Source organism: Mucilaginibacter gilvus (assembly GCF_004054195.1).
Taxonomy (GTDB): Bacteria; Bacteroidota; Bacteroidia; order Sphingobacteriales; family Sphingobacteriaceae; genus Mucilaginibacter; species Mucilaginibacter gilvus.
Genome location: NZ_SBIW01000003.1, coordinates 403,578 through 424,247 on the forward strand (window position 1 = coordinate 403,578; position 20,670 = coordinate 424,247).

General features: G+C 46.0%; 19 protein-coding genes. 9 read left to right on the plus strand and 10 right to left on the minus strand.

Going from position 1 to position 20,670, the window contains the following annotated elements; translation table 11 throughout:
- The first annotated feature begins 116 nt into the window (after positions 1–116).
- Positions 117–632, plus strand: coding sequence for a hypothetical protein (locus EPL05_RS07720; RefSeq protein ID WP_128533370.1), 516 nt, complete (start codon positions 117–119; stop codon positions 630–632).
- An 80-nt stretch (positions 633–712) separates the two neighbouring features.
- Here the strand turns inward: EPL05_RS07720 and EPL05_RS07725 are convergent, their stop codons facing one another.
- Positions 713–1,186: a hypothetical protein gene (locus EPL05_RS07725; RefSeq protein WP_128533371.1), complete on the minus strand. Its 474-nt coding sequence runs from the start codon at positions 1,184–1,186 to the stop codon at positions 713–715.
- Positions 1,187–1,227: 41 nt separating this feature from the next.
- Positions 1,228–1,710 carry a hypothetical protein gene (locus tag EPL05_RS07730; RefSeq protein WP_128533372.1) on the minus strand — a complete coding sequence of 161 codons (483 nt, stop codon included), beginning with the start codon at positions 1,708–1,710 and terminating at the stop codon, positions 1,228–1,230.
- 862 nt (positions 1,711–2,572) lie between these two features.
- Between EPL05_RS07730 and EPL05_RS07735 the strand changes: the two genes are divergently transcribed.
- From EPL05_RS07735 to EPL05_RS07750, 4 genes are all read left to right on the plus strand, one after another.
- A complete protein-coding gene (locus tag EPL05_RS07735; RefSeq protein ID WP_128533373.1) occupies positions 2,573–3,787 on the plus strand; it encodes an acyltransferase family protein in 1,215 nt (404 codons plus the stop codon).
- Between the two features lie 162 nt (positions 3,788–3,949).
- Positions 3,950–4,963, plus strand: a complete 1,014-nt coding sequence (locus EPL05_RS07740) for a sensor histidine kinase (RefSeq protein WP_128533374.1) — start codon at positions 3,950–3,952, stop codon at positions 4,961–4,963.
- Between the two features lies 1 nt (position 4,964).
- On the plus strand, positions 4,965–5,660 hold the full coding sequence (locus tag EPL05_RS07745; protein WP_128533375.1) for a LytR/AlgR family response regulator transcription factor: 696 nt from the start codon (positions 4,965–4,967) through the stop codon (positions 5,658–5,660).
- A 382-nt stretch (positions 5,661–6,042) separates the two neighbouring features.
- Positions 6,043–6,696: a carbohydrate-binding protein gene (locus EPL05_RS07750; protein WP_128533376.1), complete on the plus strand. Its 654-nt coding sequence runs from the start codon at positions 6,043–6,045 to the stop codon at positions 6,694–6,696.
- A gap of 56 nt (positions 6,697–6,752) precedes the next feature.
- Here the strand turns inward: EPL05_RS07750 and pdxR are convergent, their stop codons facing one another.
- Positions 6,753–8,243, minus strand: coding sequence for a MocR-like pyridoxine biosynthesis transcription factor PdxR (pdxR, locus tag EPL05_RS07755; protein ID WP_128533377.1), 1,491 nt, complete (start codon positions 8,241–8,243; stop codon positions 6,753–6,755).
- A gap of 83 nt (positions 8,244–8,326) precedes the next feature.
- Between pdxR and EPL05_RS07760 the strand changes: the two genes are divergently transcribed.
- Both EPL05_RS07760 and EPL05_RS07765 read left to right on the plus strand, forming a co-directional pair.
- Entirely contained in the window at positions 8,327–8,782 is a 456-nt protein-coding gene (locus EPL05_RS07760; RefSeq protein ID WP_128533378.1) for a DoxX family protein, read from the plus strand.
- 86 nt (positions 8,783–8,868) lie between these two features.
- Positions 8,869–9,885 carry an EamA family transporter gene (locus EPL05_RS07765; RefSeq protein WP_128533379.1) on the plus strand — a complete coding sequence of 339 codons (1,017 nt, stop codon included), beginning with the start codon at positions 8,869–8,871 and terminating at the stop codon, positions 9,883–9,885.
- 53 nt (positions 9,886–9,938) lie between these two features.
- Here the strand turns inward: EPL05_RS07765 and EPL05_RS07770 are convergent, their stop codons facing one another.
- The 3 genes from EPL05_RS07770 to EPL05_RS07780 all read right to left on the minus strand — a co-directional run bounded on the left by EPL05_RS07770 (position 9,939) and on the right by EPL05_RS07780 (position 12,519).
- Positions 9,939–10,634, minus strand: coding sequence for a CPBP family intramembrane glutamic endopeptidase (locus EPL05_RS07770; RefSeq protein ID WP_128533380.1), 696 nt, complete (start codon positions 10,632–10,634; stop codon positions 9,939–9,941).
- Between the two features lie 54 nt (positions 10,635–10,688).
- Positions 10,689–10,847 carry a hypothetical protein gene (locus EPL05_RS23935; protein WP_166727663.1) on the minus strand — a complete coding sequence of 53 codons (159 nt, stop codon included), beginning with the start codon at positions 10,845–10,847 and terminating at the stop codon, positions 10,689–10,691.
- A gap of 520 nt (positions 10,848–11,367) precedes the next feature.
- On the minus strand, positions 11,368–12,519 hold the full coding sequence (locus EPL05_RS07780; protein ID WP_128533381.1) for a M28 family metallopeptidase: 1,152 nt from the start codon (positions 12,517–12,519) through the stop codon (positions 11,368–11,370).
- Positions 12,520–12,690: 171 nt separating this feature from the next.
- Between EPL05_RS07780 and EPL05_RS07785 the strand changes: the two genes are divergently transcribed.
- Both EPL05_RS07785 and EPL05_RS07790 read left to right on the plus strand, forming a co-directional pair.
- On the plus strand, positions 12,691–13,608 hold the full coding sequence (locus tag EPL05_RS07785) for a ChbG/HpnK family deacetylase (protein WP_128533382.1): 918 nt from the start codon (positions 12,691–12,693) through the stop codon (positions 13,606–13,608).
- A gap of 12 nt (positions 13,609–13,620) precedes the next feature.
- The gene (locus EPL05_RS07790) at positions 13,621–14,094 is read left to right on the plus strand and encodes a hypothetical protein (RefSeq protein WP_128533383.1); all 474 of its coding nucleotides are present in this window, start codon (positions 13,621–13,623) and stop codon (positions 14,092–14,094) included.
- Between the two features lie 205 nt (positions 14,095–14,299).
- Here the strand turns inward: EPL05_RS07790 and EPL05_RS07795 are convergent, their stop codons facing one another.
- The 4 genes from EPL05_RS07795 to EPL05_RS07810 all read right to left on the minus strand — a co-directional run bounded on the left by EPL05_RS07795 (position 14,300) and on the right by EPL05_RS07810 (position 20,454).
- Positions 14,300–14,638: a hypothetical protein gene (locus EPL05_RS07795; protein ID WP_128533384.1), complete on the minus strand. Its 339-nt coding sequence runs from the start codon at positions 14,636–14,638 to the stop codon at positions 14,300–14,302.
- Between the two features lie 124 nt (positions 14,639–14,762).
- Positions 14,763–15,935: a hypothetical protein gene (locus EPL05_RS07800; protein WP_128533385.1), complete on the minus strand. Its 1,173-nt coding sequence runs from the start codon at positions 15,933–15,935 to the stop codon at positions 14,763–14,765.
- Between the two features lie 124 nt (positions 15,936–16,059).
- The gene (locus EPL05_RS07805; RefSeq protein ID WP_128533386.1) at positions 16,060–17,361 is read right to left on the minus strand and encodes an amidohydrolase family protein; all 1,302 of its coding nucleotides are present in this window, start codon (positions 17,359–17,361) and stop codon (positions 16,060–16,062) included.
- An 18-nt stretch (positions 17,362–17,379) separates the two neighbouring features.
- On the minus strand, positions 17,380–20,454 hold the full coding sequence (locus EPL05_RS07810) for an amidohydrolase family protein (RefSeq protein ID WP_128533387.1): 3,075 nt from the start codon (positions 20,452–20,454) through the stop codon (positions 17,380–17,382).
- Positions 20,455–20,670 lie beyond the last annotated feature (216 nt).

The following is a 20,670-nucleotide window of genomic DNA, read 5'->3' on the forward strand; positions in this document are numbered from 1 at the left end:
GTATCGGAGGTATTTTTGCGGCGAAGTAGCATATTCTGAAAGTAAATCGTATTTATTCAATTTTTCTACAGGTTTTATAGGGATTTTAGGAGATAAATTCATAAAGCCCCTACCAAATGAAAAAACTGCTAACCCTTATTTTTACTATTGCCTGCCTTTATGCAAAAGCGCAAACAACCGAAGGAGAATCGTATTCAAGCAAGGCGCTAACTATCGGCCCCGAATTTAACGCTACCGTTAAAAGCATATATAAATATGGTTACGGCGCTGCCGCCAAAGTAGAATGGCCCATAACCAGCGAAGCGGAGGTTACCTTATCAGCAGCTTACAACCGGTATTTTTATAAAAACAGCGATGGCTACAGCAGTGCCTGGCCACCGGCGGTTTTTATCCCGGTTAAACTGGGTTCCCGGTTTTTTTTTGTTGACAAGGTATATGGCGATTTAGACCTGGGTGCATCCATTGGCACTAACTACGATAAGCAAGCCGCTTTTATATATGAATTTGGCGTAGGTTATATCCTCCCCGCCGGCAAACATTCGGGCCTTGATGTGGGTATCAGATACGAGCGCTGGGGCAAAACCGTTTTAAAACAGGCCGTACTAAAAGTGGCGTACCGTTTTAACTGGTAAAGCCGCAAGCGCCGCGCTAACTTGTGGGCGCAATGATCTCATTCATAAGGTATGTTTGACGTTGGTACTTGCTTAACCAGTTAAGCTGGTTTGCGTTTGTTCTCGTACCAGTATCTCGCCAGCACAATGGGCAGGGCAACACAAGTGATGAGAATGGCGCAATTTTTCACAGCATTAAACCAGTTAAATGGATTAACATGGATAAGCGTGAGTGGTACCACTATCCGGTTCATCAATATGAAAATAAATATCCCGTACAGGAATGCGACGACCCCCGCATTTTTGCGCAAAAACGCGATACGGGGATATATTAAAAAGAAAAAAAGCGTAAAACTTGCAGCAATAATATAATGGAAGAAAAGTCCCAGCAAAATGGTCGGTGTCCCGCCACCATACGCACTTTCTTTACCCATAACCGCGCTGGATATATACTGAAATACAACAAGCTGACCGCCGGCAAGGATAAAAACGGCGGCGAGCGCGTCAAGGGTGCCGGCTATCAGGGCAGCTATAACGCCAGTTTGCAGCAATCCGGGTGTATTTGTATTGGGCATATATAATGTGGTTATAAAAAAGTTGGTTATAAAATAACGGGTTAAGCGGCTTTACGTTTGTTCTCGTACCAGTATCTGGCCAGCACAATGGGTAATGCAACACAAATAATGAGAATGGCAATGCCGGTAATGGTACCCTTAAACGTAAATTTGTTTATATCTAACTTCAATTTGCTAACCGGCAAAACCAGGAAATTCATTACCACCCACATCAGTGTGCCATAAATAAAGGCTACTACACCTGCGTTCCTGCGCAAAAGTGCTTCGCGCTGGTAAAGGATAAAGAAGAACAGCGTAAAAATGGCGGTTATAAGGTAATGAAAAACCACACCTATCAGTATCGAACGATTCCCGCCCAAAAAAGCGGCTTCGCGGCCAATAGCGCCTGCAGCAATGTATTGAAACACCATTTTGGCCTGCCCTGCGGCAAGTATGTAAATGGCGGCGAGGGCGTCAAGGGTGCCGGCTATCAGGGTGGCTATAATACCGGTTAGTAGTAATCCGGGTATATTTTGGTTGGACATGTATAAGGTGCTTATAAAAGGTGGGGTAAATATGCATATTTATTACCGTATAATATCGGCCATAAACAACAAAAGCCCCCTCACACTCGCTGCTTGGGGGCTTTAACCTAAACCTTATCACAATAGTGGCAGACGCCACCAGTAATAGATTCTGCAAATTTATTAAATAGTATTTGATATCACCAAGTGTTTTGTATAAGTATCAATGAATTTAACGTATTCGACAACACTTTTTCTTATAGGTTGTAGTGGGTTGCTTATAAATGTGTTTGTATGACACATAGTCGGCATTTTTCCTTACTCACGTCATATTTTTATGTGTTTAAACAGTGAATTTGATTTGTTTTTTATCAAAAGTGCAAGGAATTTATAATTTTATAAAAAATCTGCACCTGCCACTTTCTCCACCCTGCCGCAGCGAGGGGTGTAGATGTATTTATGGCGTGAATGATATATGATTTTAATTCGTTTTATATATTATATACTAATAATATTATGGGCTGTACCCCCGATGAACAATTCATCCTATTCACCTGCCTGGGCCGTGCCGGTGATATGGGCAAAGGCGACCTGTACCTCGACGTAAAAACGCCGTAGGTAACTGTCAACTATGCATGAACGCTTAGCAATTGGTGACCTGTCCTATCGTGAGATTGCTTCGTGCCTCGCAAAGACGCGCGGAGTGTTCGTGTTCAAACAAAGCGTCGTTCCCTTAAGTCCAATATTTGCAACTTCTCTATAGCCACTAATTATCCAGGGTCTAACCTCTTAAAAAGCCGTTCGTCAACACCTCCCCACCGTTCGTCAAACTAATTTCCCTACCTAACCGCCACTCTATTCTTTTGAATAAAAATCAAAGAAAATGGAAACCACGCAACGACAAACCTACCTGGACTGGCTCAGAATAATCTCCATTGCAGGTGTACTTATTTTTCATTCCGGAATGCCCTTTGCCGACGATGAGTCATGGCATATCCGCAACCAAGATACCAGCCAGCTGATGGCCATGAGCAATTATTTTATGCACCTGGTGCGGATGCCGTTGCTCTTCTTTATCAGCGGTACGGTGAGTTATTATATGATGCAGCGCCGTTCGGCATGGAGTTTTATTGGGCTGCGCTTTACACGTCTGTTCATCCCGCTGCTGGTGGGTATGCTCATCATCGTGCCGCCGCAGATCTATATGGAGCGCCTTACCCAGGGCTTTACGGGTAGCTATTGGAACTTTTATAAAACCGTATTCAACACAGGGGCTTACCCTAAGGGCAACCTTAGCTGGCACCATCTGTGGTTTATTTGCTATCTTTTTGTGTACGACCTCGTTTTCGCGCCGGTGTTTATGTGGCTCATTTCGCCAAAAAGCGCCCGGTTTAAGCAAGCGTTAAACACATTGGGTAAAGGCAAATGGGTGTATTTGCTTGCCGTCCCGTCTATCGTATGGTATACCATGTTTGCCCGCAAATTCCCCGAAACTAACGACCTGTTGCACGATGCCTGTTTTATTGTTTACTGGTTGCTGTTTTTACTGGCGGGGTTCGTATGCATTTTGCAGCCCAGCCTGATGGAGAGCCTGCAGCGCAACCGCCGCTTTGCCATCGCTATTGGCTTTATCAGCCTCGTGCCGATCTATTACTTTTGGCTCAACCCGCCCGCTAACGGTGCCGAATGGAGCGCTTTGCGCGGTTACAGCTTCCGGGCGTTTTCGGTAATTGTGGCCTGGAGTTGGGTTTTAGGATTAGTGGGCTACGGCAAGCAATATTTAAACAGGCCGCACCGTTCGCTGGCTTATTTAAATCAGGCGGTGTACCCGTTTTATATCCTGCATCAAACCATAATTGTTATTTTAGCCTACTACATTGTAAAAACCAACGATACGGTGATCATGAAGTACATTTACACGGTAGGGGTAACGCTATTCTTCACCATGGGCATTTATCATTTATTTATAAGGCCCTATGCGGTAACGCGGTTTTTATTTGGGATGAAGCCGTTGGAGAAGAAGAGAACAGAGGTTAGTAAATTAGAGATCAGTAAGATAGACGTTTTAGTGGAAGAAAAAGAGGCGGCGCTGGCATAGTCCGCTCAACTCACCCCGACTACGCTGTGCTGGTCGACCGTCTCTGCTCCGCAAAGAGGGTTAAAGAAAAATGAGCTTACCCTCTTTACCGCAGGTAGAGAGGGTCGGGCAGCGAAGCGAACCCGGGGTGAGTCAGCAACAGCCAGGCAATAACAGATAAATATGAAGCAATTCCTTAAAAATATATTCCCTGCCGTTTACGGGCTGCTCAACTACTTTACCATCAGGTTGCTGCAGGATACCGATTCCCACTCGCACTTTTGGAGGCGCCCATGGCAAACCACCGCTATTGAAATGGTCATGAGTATGGCCATAGGTTATGTGGTGCTGCTTGGCGTAACAAAAATATGCCGTTACAGCGATAGCAGGCAGCCCAATGCATCTCTCAGTACTGAGCTGGTTTACGTGATCATTCTGTCCTTGTTGGTGAATAACCTGCTGCTGGTGCCGATAGCTGCCTTTACCGACGATGGACTGTCGCTGAGCGATTTTGCCGAGATAAACATCATCCCACTATTATACACCGCTTTATATTACGGTATGGTACGCAGCCGCAGCTACCTTAAGGCTTATGTTGCCCACCAGCTCTTGGTAGAAAAACTGACGAACGACCAGCTGGAAACCGAGCTGAAATTTCTGCGGGCGCAGTATCACCCGCACTTTTTGTTCAACGCGCTCAACACTATCTATTTCCAGGTGGATGATGATGTGCCGGGAGCGAAGAAAAGCATAGAACTGCTCTCGGAATTGTTGCGCTACCAGTTGTACGACCGACAACACGAGGTGAGCATTAAACAGGAACTGGAGTACCTGCAAAACTATATCCTGCTACAAAAGGTGCGCGCCAGTAAAAAGATGGTGTTGCATGTGGATTTTGATGCCGCGCTTGCCGAACAGCAAATTTACCCGCTGCTGTTTTTGCCTTTGGTAGAGAACGCTTTTAAATACGTTGGCGGGAAGTACGGCATCAGCATTACTGCCGGAAGCCACGCTGACTGTATTTTATTTAAGGTTGAGAATCACCTGCCGGAGCAATACCAGCCAAATAATGAAAACAGCGGCATCGGTATAGAAAACCTTAAACGCAGGCTGGAGCTTTTGTATCCCGACGGGCATAATTTAACTTTGGATAAACAGGCGGATAAGTTTACTGCTATACTCCAAATCAATTATTAATATGAAACCCATCACCTGCATTATCACCGACGATGAACCCTACGCCCGCAAAGGCCTGCAGGCTTATGTGGAAAAAACCTCGTTCCTGCAATTGAAGGGGCAATGTGAGGATGCTATGGAACTTGGCGAAATGCTAAAACAGCAACCGGTGGATCTGCTGTTCCTCGATATCCAGATGCCGCATATTACCGGGGTGGAGTTTCTGCGATCGCTGAGCAACCCGCCCAAGGTGATATTCACTACCGCCTTTAAGGAGTATGCCATAGAAGGGTTTGAACTGGATGTGCTTGATTATATGCTGAAACCTATCAGCGAGGAACGGTTTAAGAAGGCGGCTTATAAAGCGAAGGATTATTTTGACCTGAAGGGCACAACCGAAGCCCCTACTTACCTTTTTGTAAAAGCAGAAGGCAGGCTGGAGAAGATAGTTTTTGATGAAGTGCTATACCTGGAGGGTATGGAGAACTACGTAGTTATTCATACCGCAACAAAGAAGATAATTACCCACAGTACGCTAAAAGCGTTGATGGATAAGCTACCCCGGCAACAATTTATGCAAACCCACAAATCATTCATCGTTTCGTTGGATAAGGTAAATACAATAGAAGGGAACATCTTGCATGTTGGCACCCACCGCGTACCCGTTAGCCGGCAACTTCGCGAGCCGGTGATGGAGCGGCTGATAAATCGGCGGTAGGGTACACACATATTCGCTCCCCTGTGAGCTACCGTGTACCACATCTTTTCTGTACCCCGTTAGGTGTTACCGCTTTGTAGTATTTGCAGGGAAAGTTTTTTTTTCGCCGTAGGTGCAACCCTGAAATGCTAATTAACCACCCATGCAAGCGATAGGATAGCCTTACAGGGCAATTTAATAACTCATTTTCGTTGCTCCAAAGCCATCGGCCCGATGGGGACATAAAGGGGTTTTCATTGTAAAAGATGTGGGTACACAGTAGCCCTGGGATGGGTGTGATGGCCTCAAAGGAAGGGAGGGGGTTTCTACGATATGCATGAACAAGTAGCGGTGAATGTCCCAATAAATTGTACCTTGCTGCTCCAATCTAAAACCTCCATTAATGAAAAAAATAGCCCTAATATGCCTTGCTGCCGCTTGCTGCGCGTTTATCTATAACGCCGCCGATACCGGCAAGCCTTACCAAAACAAAGTGCAGCAACTACCCGGCAGGTTGGAATGTGAATTTTATAACGAGGGAGGAGAAGGCATCGCTTATCACGATACGGATAGCCTTAACAACGGTAGCGGCAAGCTAAACCCGGCAAACGGTACATTTTTAAACGAATTCAGGATGAAGGAGGGGGTGGATATTTCTTATACCAAACCTCACCCGGTAGATGATAACCCTTACGGTATGGTAGCCCCGGTATTGGGTAAACTTTATGTGGGCTGGACAAAACCCGGTGAATGGCTCAACTACACCATTAAAGTAACCAAGCCGGGCAAATACCCCATCGGGCTGATGTACACCAGCAACGGCGACGGATTGATTTCTTTAGACATCGATGGTAAGGACGCAACAGGCCCTTTAAAAGTATCAACCACACATAATGACCGCGATACCGTAGCCTGGCGCCAGTGGCACCACTGGAACAAGGCAGATGCTATCGGCAGCATCAGCCTAACAAAAGGCCTGCATGTGCTCACCATACATATTGTTGCCCATGGTGATATGAACCTGGATTATTTGGCCATTGGAGCAAGAAAAGAGTAGAGCCCCGGGTGCCAATGAGCAATAGATTACTCACCACCACTACTTACAACTTACCACTATTCACCACGCACTTTTTTTATCGCCCTCGCCAGTATATCTACCGCTTCTTCCAGTTCCTTCACGTTCATGGATGCGAAACCCAGACGCACAAAATTGTGCCTTACCAGCGGGTCGTTATAGTGCTCGCAGCCGCTGCCGATAGTAAGGCCCATTTCAGCGGCTCTTTGGGTTACCTTAAGCCGGTCGATGCCGTTCTTGTACTCCATCCACACCGCGAAGCCGCCGTTGGGGATATTAAAGGATACATCGTCGCCCAGTTTTTCCTTTAGCAGGTGGCAAAGCACGTCGCGCCGTTCGTGGTAAAGTTTATTGGCTTTTTTAAGATGGCGGCCTATATCGCCGTTTTTTAGCAGGTTGGCCATTGCTTCCTCTAAAAGTTGTTCACCCTGCCGGTCAATCAAACGTCGCAAGCGGGTAGCCTGGTCTATAAGGTTTTGCGGGGCTATCATAAAGCCAATACGCAGGCCCGATGCAATGGTTTTACAAAACGACCCTACATATATTACACTGCCATAATCATCTGCGCTGGCAAGCGGTAAAATAGGGCTGCTGGCGTAATGGAAATCATAATCGTAATCGTCCTCAATAATGGCGAATTTGTAGGTTTTGGCCAGTTCCAGCAGTCGCATCCGCCTTTCGGAACATAAGGTGACGGTGGTGGGCTGGTGGTGATGCGGTATTACAAACAGCATCCTTATTGGCTGCTTTTTGCAGATCTCCTCCACGGCATCCAGGTTAATGCCAAATTCATCAACTGGCACCGTGGCAATTTGTGCCCCTGCCTGTATGAAAACCTCGTTGGCCATACTGTACCCGGGGTCGCCCACAATAACGGTATCGCCTTTGTTCAGCAAAACCTGGCTTATAATATACAGCGCCATTTGCACGCCTTTGGTAATAATAATATTATCGGCAGTTACATGCATCCCCCGGGTTTCCGAAAAGAATTTGGCCAGTTCTATCCTTAGGTTTTCAGAGCCTTGCTCAGGGCCGTACATCAGGTACTTGGTATTAAATTTTTGCGATGCAAGGCGGCGGTATTCGCGGATCATCAGTTCCAGCGGTGCTATACGCGTATCCGGCGACCCATTGTTAAACACCAGGTTACCTTCGGGGGGTGCCACAAACATATCCTGGCATATAATACGGGTATCATCTACATCGTAGAGGGTTTTGCGGGCAAATCCTACCGGGTGCGGAGCTTCTGTTAATGCTCTCGGCGCTATATTGGGCAGGTTTTTGGCCACAAAGATGCCTTTGCGCGGCAAAACATCCACCCAGCTTTGGGCGTACAGCTCATCATAAGCAGCAACCACGGTTTTACGGTGGACATTGAGTGACTGCGCCAGCACGCGGCTGCCCGGCAAAGCTACACCCGGTTTTAAAATGCCCTTGCGGATAGAGCAAATCACTTCGTTGGCTACCTGCAGGTACACCGGCACCTGCAGGTTTTTGTCAATGCAAACAAGGCTTTCTAATAATTCCATCTGGACTATCTTGATTGTTATTTCTGGACTATACGTATAGTCCACCAAGTACGTAATTTTATATCAACAAAACAAATCACATTATGCAACTCGCCGGAAACTTCAAGGCCCCGTCCGTTTTTTTAAGAATAGCCATTGCCGCAAGCTACCTGTGGGCATCAGCCGATAGGTTAGGTATTATAGGTGCCCATGGCCAGCCACATGTAGGCTGGGGCGACTGGCAACATTTTTTAGACTATTGTAAGCAGGTAATGAGCTTTTTACCTGATGCACTGGTAACGCCTTTGGCTGTTATAGCAACCGCGAGTGAAGTTATTATTGGGCTGCTGCTCATTATGGGCCTGTTTACCCGTATAGCGGCTGTTGCCAGCGGCCTGCTGAGCGTTAGTTTCGCGTTATCGATGGCTATTTCCTTCGGTATCGACGCGCCACTGAACTATTCGGTATTTACGGTAAGCGCCGCGAGCTTCGTACTGGCAACCGCGCCTTATTACGTTTACAGCCTGGATGCTTTGAAGGGAAAACAACCGTTCAGGTGACTGAATTATTACGCAGGTGACCACCTGATAGATATCATCAGGTAATACTTATTTTTTCTACAATATATATATATAAACTACACACAATGGAAACCAGATCTATCAACAAACTCTCTACCTTATTAGTTGTAGTAGCATTTGCTACGGTATACGTGGTATGGGGTTCCACCTACTTCTTTATACAAATGGCCTTGAATGGCATACCGCCCATGATAATGGGTGCCATGCGCTTTGTAGCCGCCAGCGTTTTATTACTGGGCTGGTGTTACTTAAAAGGCGATAAAATATTCGATAAACAAACTATCAAAGCATCCGTCATCAGCGGGCTATTTACCCTTTTTATAGCCAACGGCATTGTAATATGGGTAGAGAAATTCATCCCCAGCGCCATGGTGGCCATTATGGTATCGGCAAACCCTATTTGGTTTGTGATACTGGATAAAGTGAACTGGAAGGTGAACCTGAAAAGTCGCAGTACCATTTGGGGGCTCGTTATAGGCTTTAGCGGTGTGATTTTGTTATTTGGCGAGGCGTTTTCCAAATCGGTTGCCGGTGGGGTAGATACCCAGCATCTTGTTGGTTTGCTGCTGCTTATTGTTGGCCCCATTGCCTGGGCGGGTGGTTCGTTATATTCCAAAAAAACAGCTACAAACGCGCCGGTGCGTGTAAACACCGGTTGGCAAATGATGGCGGCGGGCATTGCGTTTATCCCCGCAGGGTTTATTGATAATGAATACGCCACATTTCACATCAGCGCGGTACCTGCACAGACATGGATGGCGGTGGTATACTTAATATTCTTTGGGTCGATAGCGGCGTTCAGCGCTTATGTTTGGCTCTTGCAGGTAAGGCCGGCTACACAGGTAAGTACGCACTCGTACGTAAACCCGGTTATAGCGGTGCTGCTGGGCGTGTTTTTCGCCGGGGAAGTAATCAGTTGGATGCAGGTTTTAGGGCTTGTTATTATCCTGTTGAGCGTATTGCTGGTGAACTTGAGCAAATACTCGTTTAGTAAAACTGCGGCGGTAAAAGCCATTAAACCAGCGCCTTTAAAAAAGACTGATGCCGTATTGGTGGAAAAGCTATGCGGCGTAAATCCTTGATCAGTATAGTTAATAGTGTGAAAGGCTGGTGGTTGTAATAGCTGCCGGCCTTTTTATTTTACCGTGTGGCCAATCAGTATTAAGCCAACAATATCCCATAAAAAATGACAGGCCATCAGTACTTTAATATTGCGGTACTTTTGGTAATGATAAGCAAATATAAACCCGATGAACATGGGGCCCAAAACGTTTACAATAGTGCCCCAGCGCATATGGGCCAACCCAAATAAAACCGAAGTGATAATTACCGGCCAGTGTACACTTTTATAAAATAGTTGCAGCCTGGGCATTAAATAACCCCTGAACACAAATTCCTCCACCACAGCGGCGGTGAGCGAAATAAATACTTTTAATAAGATGCTAAACTGGGCGATACCCGCCATGGCGTCGCTGCGCTTAAATAGCTTAAAAACCATTAAAAGCCCGGCAATAATATTGGTGCCGATGACGAACGTAAGCAGGATTCCGAACACGGATGCTAAATAAAAGCCGGCTCCGTAGCGTTTTTCGGGCCAAAGCAGTAAGGGCTGATGCTCCAGCCGCCATGCATACACAAAAATGAGAGCCAGCCAAACCCAGTAAAAAAACCTTGATATGGTGAACGATAGCGGCGACCATTCAGAAATACCAATGGCGGCGTTAATGCCGCGGTTAACAAAGGAAATAATAAAAAAGAATAAAACGGTTAAAACCATTCCCCGGATAACAATGGCGTGTTGAGATGTTGATTGTTCGGCGTTGAGCTGCATGTGTTAGGGTTTGTGGGAAATTAGAGTACCCAATATAGCTAATTATCGTCACAATCAGGCATGTTGTCCGGCTTCCTTCGCCAATAAAATAATATCCTTTCCTTCCATCACTTTTTTGCCGAATGGGTGGTTTACCACCTGCAGCATGGCGGCAGCCAGCTCTGGCAGGGTACAAAAGCCAGCCAGGTAAACAGCACCCCCTATCGGGAACATCCAGTTGATGTACTGTAATAACTATGCGTTTTGCTGAGCGCCTTTATAGGTTTAATAAAGCCGGGGCGGAACGCGTACACCTGTTTAAAAGGCCGCTTCATCAGGTCATTCTCGGTTTTACCCTTAACCCGCGATATGGGTATAATGCTAAACGAGTTAATTAGTTTGGGAGCTTGGCAATTCCCTTCCCTTGGGGAGATATAGCGCATTAAAAGACAGCTTAATCAATTTTGTAAGCCCTACTATGAACCGCTTCAATTTAGCCCTCTTTTACTAACCATCAAACATTCTTGCGTAGGATTTAGTGTCACCATAAATCCTAAAATCTTTTACTATAGAACTGTGAAGAAATTTAATAAACACAGTTTTCCGACGGGCTATTTCTCTTTGGAGAGTGCGGCTGCCCGGGCGTAAAAGGCGGGGCGGGGTTTAGCCGCTATGTAGTAATGCACAGTTCAATAAACCCCTGCCTCCTCTTCCCTTGGGAAGGGATCGCAATTTGGCCGCGCTTTTTTGGAATCTACCGCTCCCCCATCAACCCGTCATTAAACTTCAGCAGTAAATTAAATAGGTCTTCGTGCTCGTTCAGCGGCAGGGTAGCGCTGATATCATAAATATCGTGATAAGCCTTGATGCCGCCGAGCGTATACATAAAAAACGCCGGTACGCCTTTCTCGCTGAAAAAGTAATGGTCGCTGTTGGCGGCTTTGCCGCGGGAGTTCACTTTTACTAAATAATTGCCTTTTTCGTTCACTTGTTTCAGCAGCGCGAATTCCTTTGGAAATACGGATGCATTTACCACCGTAATGCCTTCTATGCCGGTACCTTCCAAATCGAGGTTGATCAAAAAACGGATGTTCTTTAGGTCGATCAAAGGATGTTCGGTAAAGTATTTAGAGCCTAATAAACCCGCTTCTTCCCCGGCAAAAAATATAAAAGCCATGGTATAGGGCTGCGGGTGCTCGCCGTAATATTTAGCAAGGCTGAGCACTTGTGTAACACCGCTCGCATTATCGTTAGCCCCCGGGAAAAAGGTTTTATCTCCCATGCCGCCCAGGTGATCGTAGTGCGCGGTGAAAACAATGATGGAATCGGGCTTTACTGTGCCCTTTACTACGCCGCAGATATTGCCGGTTTTAAAATTCGGGATGAATTTATTCTCGATATCAACCTTTATAGTTTGTGGCAGGGTTGTTTGCAGTTTTTTATCCAGCTGAATAACCGTATAATCCAATACCGTTTGCTCTGCCGACCAGGTGAGCTTGTTCTCCAGCGTAACTATGATGCGGTTTGCCTGGTCTATAAAATGGGTGCTATCCTGCTGCGTTAATTTGCCTTCGCCTTTTACGCCCTTGCTATCCGGTGTAATCAAAAAATCCTTGCCGGGCACAAGTGCTATACCATTTATTTCCACCTCCACTTTACCGGGGAAGGCATTTACGGAGTAGCTAAACTCCTGCAGGTAGCTTTTGCCGCTCATGGGTTTTACACCATAACTTTTGAGTTGCACGCTGATGAAATCTGCCGCTTTGCCCATCCCATCATTAGTGTAACCGCGACCCCAGAAATATTTGGACGTAAGCGTATCCACCATTTTACGGGCGAATTTGATATCCTGGGCCTGGGTGAGTTGGGTGGCGAGTAATAATAAGGTTAGGAGTTTGAGTTTCATAATTGTGTAATGGAGGTACTAATCTACAAAACAATGTTTACGAATTTCACGATTGCGGCTAATTCCACAAATTAAGATGAGGTGGTAATTCATTAATGTTGCGGCATTTAAAATTCGTGTAATTGGTTTTAATTCGTGAAATTAGTGTCTCTCAATTCTCTCAAACCTAATATGAAATTTCTCTACAAGTTTTGCTTCGCGATAGCATGTTTATTTAGCTTTAGTGCTAATCTTTCGGCACAAAACAAACTGCCGCAGTTATTGATCCGGCTGGATGATATCGGCATGAACCATTCGGTTAATATGGCGATGGAGCAAGTGGCCAAAACGGGAATGCCGTTTTCAGCATCGGTGCAGTTTGCCTGCCCCTGGTACCAGGAAGCAGTGGCTATACTGAAGAAGAACCCGCAGATCAGCGTGGGCGTGCATCTTACCTTAACTTCCGAGTGGCGGTATTACCGCTGGGGGCCGGTGCTGGGTAAACAGGCTGTGCCGAGCCTGGTGGATGGGGTGGGCTATTTCCGCCAATCGACCGGCGACTTTGCCAAAGGCGGCTACAAAATGGACGAGGTGGAACGCGAGCTTTCAGCCCAGATAGAACGCGCCCAAGCATCCGGTTTAAAAATAACGTATATCGATCCACATATGGGCGTGGCATTATCCACCCCGGCAATGCGCGCCTTAACCGAAAAACTGGCTCATAAATACAAACTGGCCATATCGCCGCTGAGTACGGTAAGCTATTTTGGCGAAACTTACCTGGAAATGTGGGGCGAACCTGTCGCCACTAAAAAGAAAGCGTTTTTGGCTTACGTAAGCAGCAAGCTTAACCCAACCCGCCCTAACCTGGTGGTGATCCACGTTGCCCAAATGGGGCCCGAGATGGACGCCCTATTTGACATGAACGCCGGTATGATGAACACCAAAGAAGGTAAACCCCTTACCAGCTATCATCGCCAAACCGAGTTGAATATGCTGCTCTCGCCCGAGTTTAAAATTATGCAGGGGAAGACGTTTGTGGCTATCAATTATGAGGAAATGTTGAAAGGGAAGGATATTAGTGTGCTGAAAGCAGTGGATGGGAAATAAAAGCTTATTGGAATGAAAAAGCACCTACACTTTTTTATAGTCCTGCTTATTGTCGCTTTATTTCCGGGAGAAGTCCGTGGGCAAGACCCAACTTGGGGGAAAATTTATAAAGTCGGCGACTTTCTCATCCACTCAAAAGATGTGATGAAGATTGATCTGTATGTAAAGCCCAACAATATTCAAAATCCTCAACATCGGGATACTTTATACGAGGATGAAAAGTATAGGATATTAGGCAATGCGGATATGTTGCTTGGCATATACAGGAAATATAAAGTTGGCTTTAAATTTTCTGATTACAGGGTTGCCTTGTACAAAGGCAAACTCGCCCCACCAAATTTCAAAAATGACCCGGCGGCCTATGAATTTCGTACCCAAATAAAAGATCAGTGTAAAATAAGGGCATTAGTTTTGCCGGGCATTTTACTCTGGTACAATGGGGATGTGGAACAGAATGCGCACAAACAGCTATTGTGGATAGAATAACGGGAAGTGTTTTTTATTCAAAATTGAATGAGCCATACAACTTTGCTTTCAACACTATTAAATACGAATCAAATAGTACTATGGTAATCATGAACGATTGGATGATTGAGGGATTTAAAGGATATGTTTATTGTGATAGGCCATATTGGAAATTGAAAGTAGCCAATTGGAGCGGTACCAAATTCGAGCTCTTGTCAAAACAGGACTAAACCGGCATCGTTGGGTCCACCTTCTCGGTAACCTTTTTATAAATAGAAAACCCACCGTAAGCGTACACAACAGCGATAAATACATACACCCAAACCGATATGTTACGCCCGGCTATTATTAAGTAGGAATAAGGGATGCTGAAACATACGCACGCGATGAGCAACTGCGTCATAAACGGTTTGCCGCTCCTCATGTTCTTGATCACCCAGCCGAGAAAGAAGAAAAATAACGGTTTACTTACCAAATAAAGAATGGCGAGCAGCAGCGGATTTACATCGTGCTTTTCGCCGAGGCTGAACAGCCAATCCTTAAAGTCGTAGATATATTCCATCATCGGATGCAAGGTAGGATTTTCTTGCTAATCTGCAATGTCGAGGCGGTCTGAATTGAGTATAGCGAAGGATTTCCTTCGGGACCGTCCTACAGCGAAAGCAAATGTAGACACTCGCATTTGCTAGTCAATAGAAAATAATATTGAAATTTTGTGATTTGCTAGATAAATTAAAGCCCTGAAATATTTCATCAAATATGATTTCAGGGCGACTGTTGAGATGGTCAACTAAACGGGTTAATTTAGAATGTCCATCGATTTGATTTATTATTGTTAATTGGTTCTTGTTAGCCCTTGTTATCGTTATAGTACAATTGAATTTAATCGCATCAGTGATATCGTCCGAAAAAAGGCTTGCCTTTACCTGTCGACCTTTTGCTATATGAACAACCTTAATATCAATAATTTTTAATCTTTTACTAGAAAATCCTAATAGAAAAAGTAATCGTTGTTTGAGGATTTTGTATTTTAATTTAGCATCAGTAAGCCACAATAATTCTTGAAAAAAAACAGCTATAATACCAAAGTATTGGTGTAGGTATTCGTTTTTTTTTACCCTTAATAAATTAAGTTTAGGTAATTTATTTTCAACATCTTCCTTGAATTCTTCATATGGTTCTTGTGATTTAATGAGTTCCAAAGAACCGTTTGAGGCGTTAATAATTCTCTCAAGGTCTTCGTTTTTGCCTTCGTGAAATTCGCCCCCATTATGCATGATTCTGTTACGGAGATACTGTAAATCCTTGAATTTCGTTTCCAAATATTCCAGTGACTTAATATCGACCTCAATTACTTTCTCCAAATAATTTAAGCAGGTTTTCACATAATTTCTGTCGTCCAAATCTTCAACTGACAAACGTTTACCAAAAATTAATCTTAACAAATCACAATATCTACGGAGTTGATTTTCGAACATAGCGTAAGTAATGACTAAGGAGGATTTATTAAAGTAATCCGCCATTGTGCTAAACCGATAGGTAAGCTGCTCATCATCTATTTGATGATTCTGTTCAATTTCATCGTGGCCAGATTCGTAAGAGGCTAAGTAGTGACTTTCTTCATCATTTTCACTTGTAGGATCGTAGTGAGAATCGTATATTTTTTTTGCCTCCTGTAAAGCGACATTAAATTCTTTTTCTAACTCAGCTTTAGCCTGCTTGTATTCCGCTCTATACAGTTTAGTGGTTGTTTCTGCGTTGAACTCGTGCATTGTCAGCATTTGTTGCAAATCAAAAAAATAAATATCAATAGCTGATTTCTTTTTGAGGAATAGAAAATACCATACTAAGCCAAAATCCATATTTGTTTTAGAGTAAATCATCAGCAAAGTACTCATTTATGATTAATATGACGTTACTATAGTTTTGGAATAAAAAAACGCCGGACTAAAAGCCCGGCGTTCCATCACAATTATATCACAGGTATTAATCCGCTTTTAGACCATACTTCTCACTGAACTTTCTATACAGTTGCTTGTGCAGGTTATCCAGGTTAATGCTGCGGCCTTGTATAAAGGCTGTTTCTACCTTTAGGGTGATCATATCCAGCGCGTCGCCGGCGGAGATGAACAGCGTAGCATCTTTACCAACTTCGAGTGAGCCGGTAGTTTTATCGATACCCAAAATTTTAGCGTTATTCAGGGTGATCATGGATACGGCCTGCTCTTTGGTTAGTCCGTAACCCACGGCTTCGCCTGCCTCAAACGGCAGGTTGCGCTGGCGCCAAAAGCCGGTACCGGTAAGGCCGTATAATACACCTGCATCCTGCAATATTTTTGGCATTTTGTAGGGTAGGTATACATCGTCCTCATCCTTATCCGGTAAGGCCTGGGTTTCGCGGAGGATCACCGGTACGTTGTTCTCTTTTAACGTTTCGGTAACCAAATAGGCTTCCTTGCCACCAACAATTACGGCTTGTACGCCAAACTGTTTGGCAAAGGCAACCGCCTGCATAATTTGTTTGGCGGCATCAGCGTTAACGAACAGTTTTTTGCTGCCATTAAACAAACCCTTCATCGCTTCGAAACGGAGGTTGCTTGTCGCGGGTTTTGCACCCTCGCCATAAGCTTTTGCTTCGGTGAAAAGGCGGGTAAGGGCATCTATCGCTTTTTGCGCGCGTTCGGCAGGTGTTTCCGCACCGGGAACAGCGGGGCCTCTGCGGCGACCAGCTGCTGCAGATGGCCAGTTAAGGTGAATGGCCATATCCGTTTTATAGGCAGCATCTTCCCAGTTCCAGGCATCCAGCTGCACTACAGATGATTCTCCCGGGATAAGGCCGCCGCTTGGTACCGGCTGAGCCAGTAAAATACCGTTGCTGCGTACCGTAGGGATCACCTTACTATCGGTGTTGTAGGCGATGATAGAGCGTACATGCGGGTTTAATTCGCCGGTTTCTTCGTCATCTACGGTGCCGCGCGCGCCCGATTCTACTTCTATCAAACCCAGTGTGGTCATGGGGGCTATAAAGCCGGGGTATATTTGTTTGCCGGCAGCGTTAACTACTTCGTAACCGGTAGCCGGGCCGGCCCCTTCGCCAATGGCGGTAATTTTTCCTTTATCGAATGCTATGTAGCCGTTGTTGATCACCTGCCCGTTGCCCACGTGGATGGTAGCTCCGGTGATGATAACGGGTTTGCTTTGCGCTTTTGCGGGCGATATATTGGCCTGCGCAAAGGCGAGGGTAGTGCCAAGCAATAATCCCCCGATGCTTAAAATTGTTCTTTTCATGGTTGTTATCATTTGGGGTTATCTAATTTTGCTGGCTGCCTGTTTCGCGGCGCGTTCTTTTTCCATTTCGGTGTACTCATCTGCTATTGCAAAGTTTTCTTCTTCTAAAGTTTCGCATTGATAGGAGCGTGGCCTGCGCGCGCCGGCTGGTCTTTGGGTATTTTGCCCGGCGTTTTTCAGCTCCAGCATTTTTTGGATGATACGGGCCGCATCTGCTTTAACCGTTTTTTGTTTTTCTGCATCCTGCGAGTAATCCCAATATAAAATGCCATCTACATAAGTTTTCTCCGCAACAGCGTAAATGCTCAGCGGGTTGGCCGACCATATCACAATGTCAGCATCTTTACCGGCTTTTATACTGCCAATGCGGTTATCCACATGCATCATTTTAGCGGGATTAAGGGTAACCAGTTTCAGGGCTTCCTCCTGGCTCATGTTGCCGTAGGTTACCGCTTTGCCGGCTTCCTGGTTTAGGCGGCGGGCCATTTCTTCATCATCAGAGTTAAAGCCGGTTACCAAGCCAACTTCGTGCATCAGCTTGCCGTTGTAGGGGATAGCTTCGGCAACTTCGTTTTTGTAGGCCCACCAATCGCTAAAGGTAGAACCGGCGATGTTATGCGCTTTCATTTTGTCGGCCACTTTATAGCCTTCCAAAATGTGGGTAAAGGTGTTGATCTTAAAGCCTATCGAATCGGCCACGTGCATCAGCATGTTAATTTCTGATTGTACGTAGGAGTGGCAGGTGATAAAGCGCTTGTTATCCAGTATTTCGGCAAGGGCATCCAGCTCCAGGTCGCGGCGCACGGTGTTGCCTTTTACGGCACGTGCGGCTTTGTATTCCTTAGCGCGGGTAAAGGCATCAATATAAACCTCCTCCACACCCATACGTGTTTGCGGGAAACGCAGTACCGAACCCGGGGTGATGTTGTTGTTGCTTCCCTTTACATTCTCGCCCAAGGCGAACTTGATAAAGCCATCAGCGCCCTCAAACTTAATTTCTTCGGGCAATAAGCCCCAGCGGTGTTTAATTAACTGGGTTTGGCCGCCAATAGCATTTGCCGAGCCATGCAGAATATGCGAGGTAGTAACCCCACCCGCCAGCTGGCGATAAATATTAATGTCTTCGGCATCTATTACATCGGCAATGCGTACTTCGGAGGTTACCGATTGCGTGCCCTCGTTAATGCCGCCGGTTGCCGCAATGTGCGAATGCTCATCTACAATACCTGCGGTAATGTTTTTGCCCGTGGCATCAATTACTTTAGCGCTGCCTGCTGCCAGGTTTTTGCCTATGGCCTTTATTTTGCCATTCTCTAACAATACATCAGTGTTTTGCAGGATGCCGTCTTTCTCGTTGGTCCAAACGGTGCCATTCTTCAGCAATACGGTTTCCACCTTAGGCAATTCGGTATTACCAAACGGCGCGAAGGGATAAATAACCGGGCCAACCGCCAAATTTGGTTTAGGTGCTGGCTTTGGTGTTTGCCCTGCAGGCGCGGCACCGGTGTAGGTGGCACTGAATCCTGTCGAGCTTCCATCAGGCAATATAGCGTTACCACGGATGGTAATTGGTGATACCGACGAAATATGCCCCGCCAAACGGATGACGCCCGCAGGCTTGGCTTTATAGTTAAAGTAGATGTTTACATCATCGCCGGCGCGGGTGATGGTGCCGCTTACTTTTACGCTATCGGTGCCGGTGCGCTCAATATTTACATTGTAGCTGGCGGGTGTGCCGCCAATTTTTAAAACGGTGTTGGCAAATCCGTCGCCGGTAAGGGCATAAGTTCCGCGCAGGTCTGCTACATCCATTTTTGATACCACGTACTGGCGGCCTTCTACCCAGTTCTCATAGATCACGTTCTCGGCCTTAAATAGGCTATCAGATGTGATGATAAAGCTGGCCATTTTGCCTTTTGCCAGGGTGCCCACTTTGTCGCTTACGCCCAGCATTTCTGCGGGGATGGTGGTTAGGGCATTCAGCGCTTGTTTCTCGGTAAGTCCGTAACTGATGGCGCTGCGCAGGTTGGTCCAGAAATCTTTAGCGCTGGCTATACCGTAAGAGGTCAAAGCGAATTTTACGCCTGCTTTTTCCAGTACGCCGGGGTTGGTAGGGGCAAGTTCCCAGCCTTTTAGTTGCTCGTAACTTACGCTGCGGGCATCCAGCGGGTCCTCAATATCATAAGGGGCGGGGAAGTTAAGCGGGACAATCAGTGTGCTGCCGGTAGCTTTTACAGCGGCGATGCGCTGGTATTCCAGTCCGTCGGTTTTTAGGATGTATTGTTTGCCGAACTCTTTAGCGATCTTCACCGCGCGGAGGATAGATTGCGGGTCGCCCACCTCAAAGATCTGCGGGAGCGCCTGGGTGCGGTTAAATTCATCCAGCGAAATATTGTACTCGGTTTTTTGAGTTTTGTACCATGCGGCATCCAGGTAAGTTTGGCGCAGCAGGGCTATGCTCCCCATTAACGATGATGGGTAATTGGTAGCAGCGGTTCCTTTGCTGAAAGAGTAATGCGCGGCGGCCTGGTCGTTCAGGATCACAAAATTATCGCGCTCATCAGCAAGGCTCACCACTACAGAGGTACCGCGAGCAATACCATCATGGATTAGTGATTGCACGGTGCCGAAACCGTTTTTCTTCAAAGTTTCGGCTGCATCGGCATTTACATGGAAAAGGGTTTTGGCATTGATCTCGGGGCGGATAGCCTCGTTCCAGCCGTAAGCGCCGGGCTTGGTTGATGTGTAAACACGCGGGCCGCCAAAGCCGCCGCCAACTGTGCGGGGCGCATCGGGGATACCATAAGTGGTGTAAGCATCTACCAAGCCCGGGTAAATGAATTTGCCTTTCAGATCGATAGCGATGTAACCCTTTGGTACGGTAACCTGCGCACCAACGGCCTCAATAACGCGGTCGTTAATTAAAAGGGTGGCTTTGTTGATGGTTTGGTCGGCATTTACCACGATGGTGGCGTTGGTAAACGCATATTTCCCGGGGCGGATATCCCAGCTGCCGTTTACCGGGAAAGTTTCCTGGGCGCGGCATAATTGAAATATCAGCAGGAAAAAACAAAAAAGTAAAGGTTTTTTCATTTGAAGTGATTGTTTACTGCTAAACTATTAAATTTTCGTTTGGGAATTATTGGGTAAGGCAAAATCATACAATTGTTACATCTGTGGGGGGAGGGTGGTGTCATAGCGATGAGTTTCAAACCCATTGCTATAGAAAATCATTTATTCAACCCCTGCTGACATACAGTTGTCACTCCGCCCTTCTTTCTTTGCCATCCCGTGCAAACGAATAACATT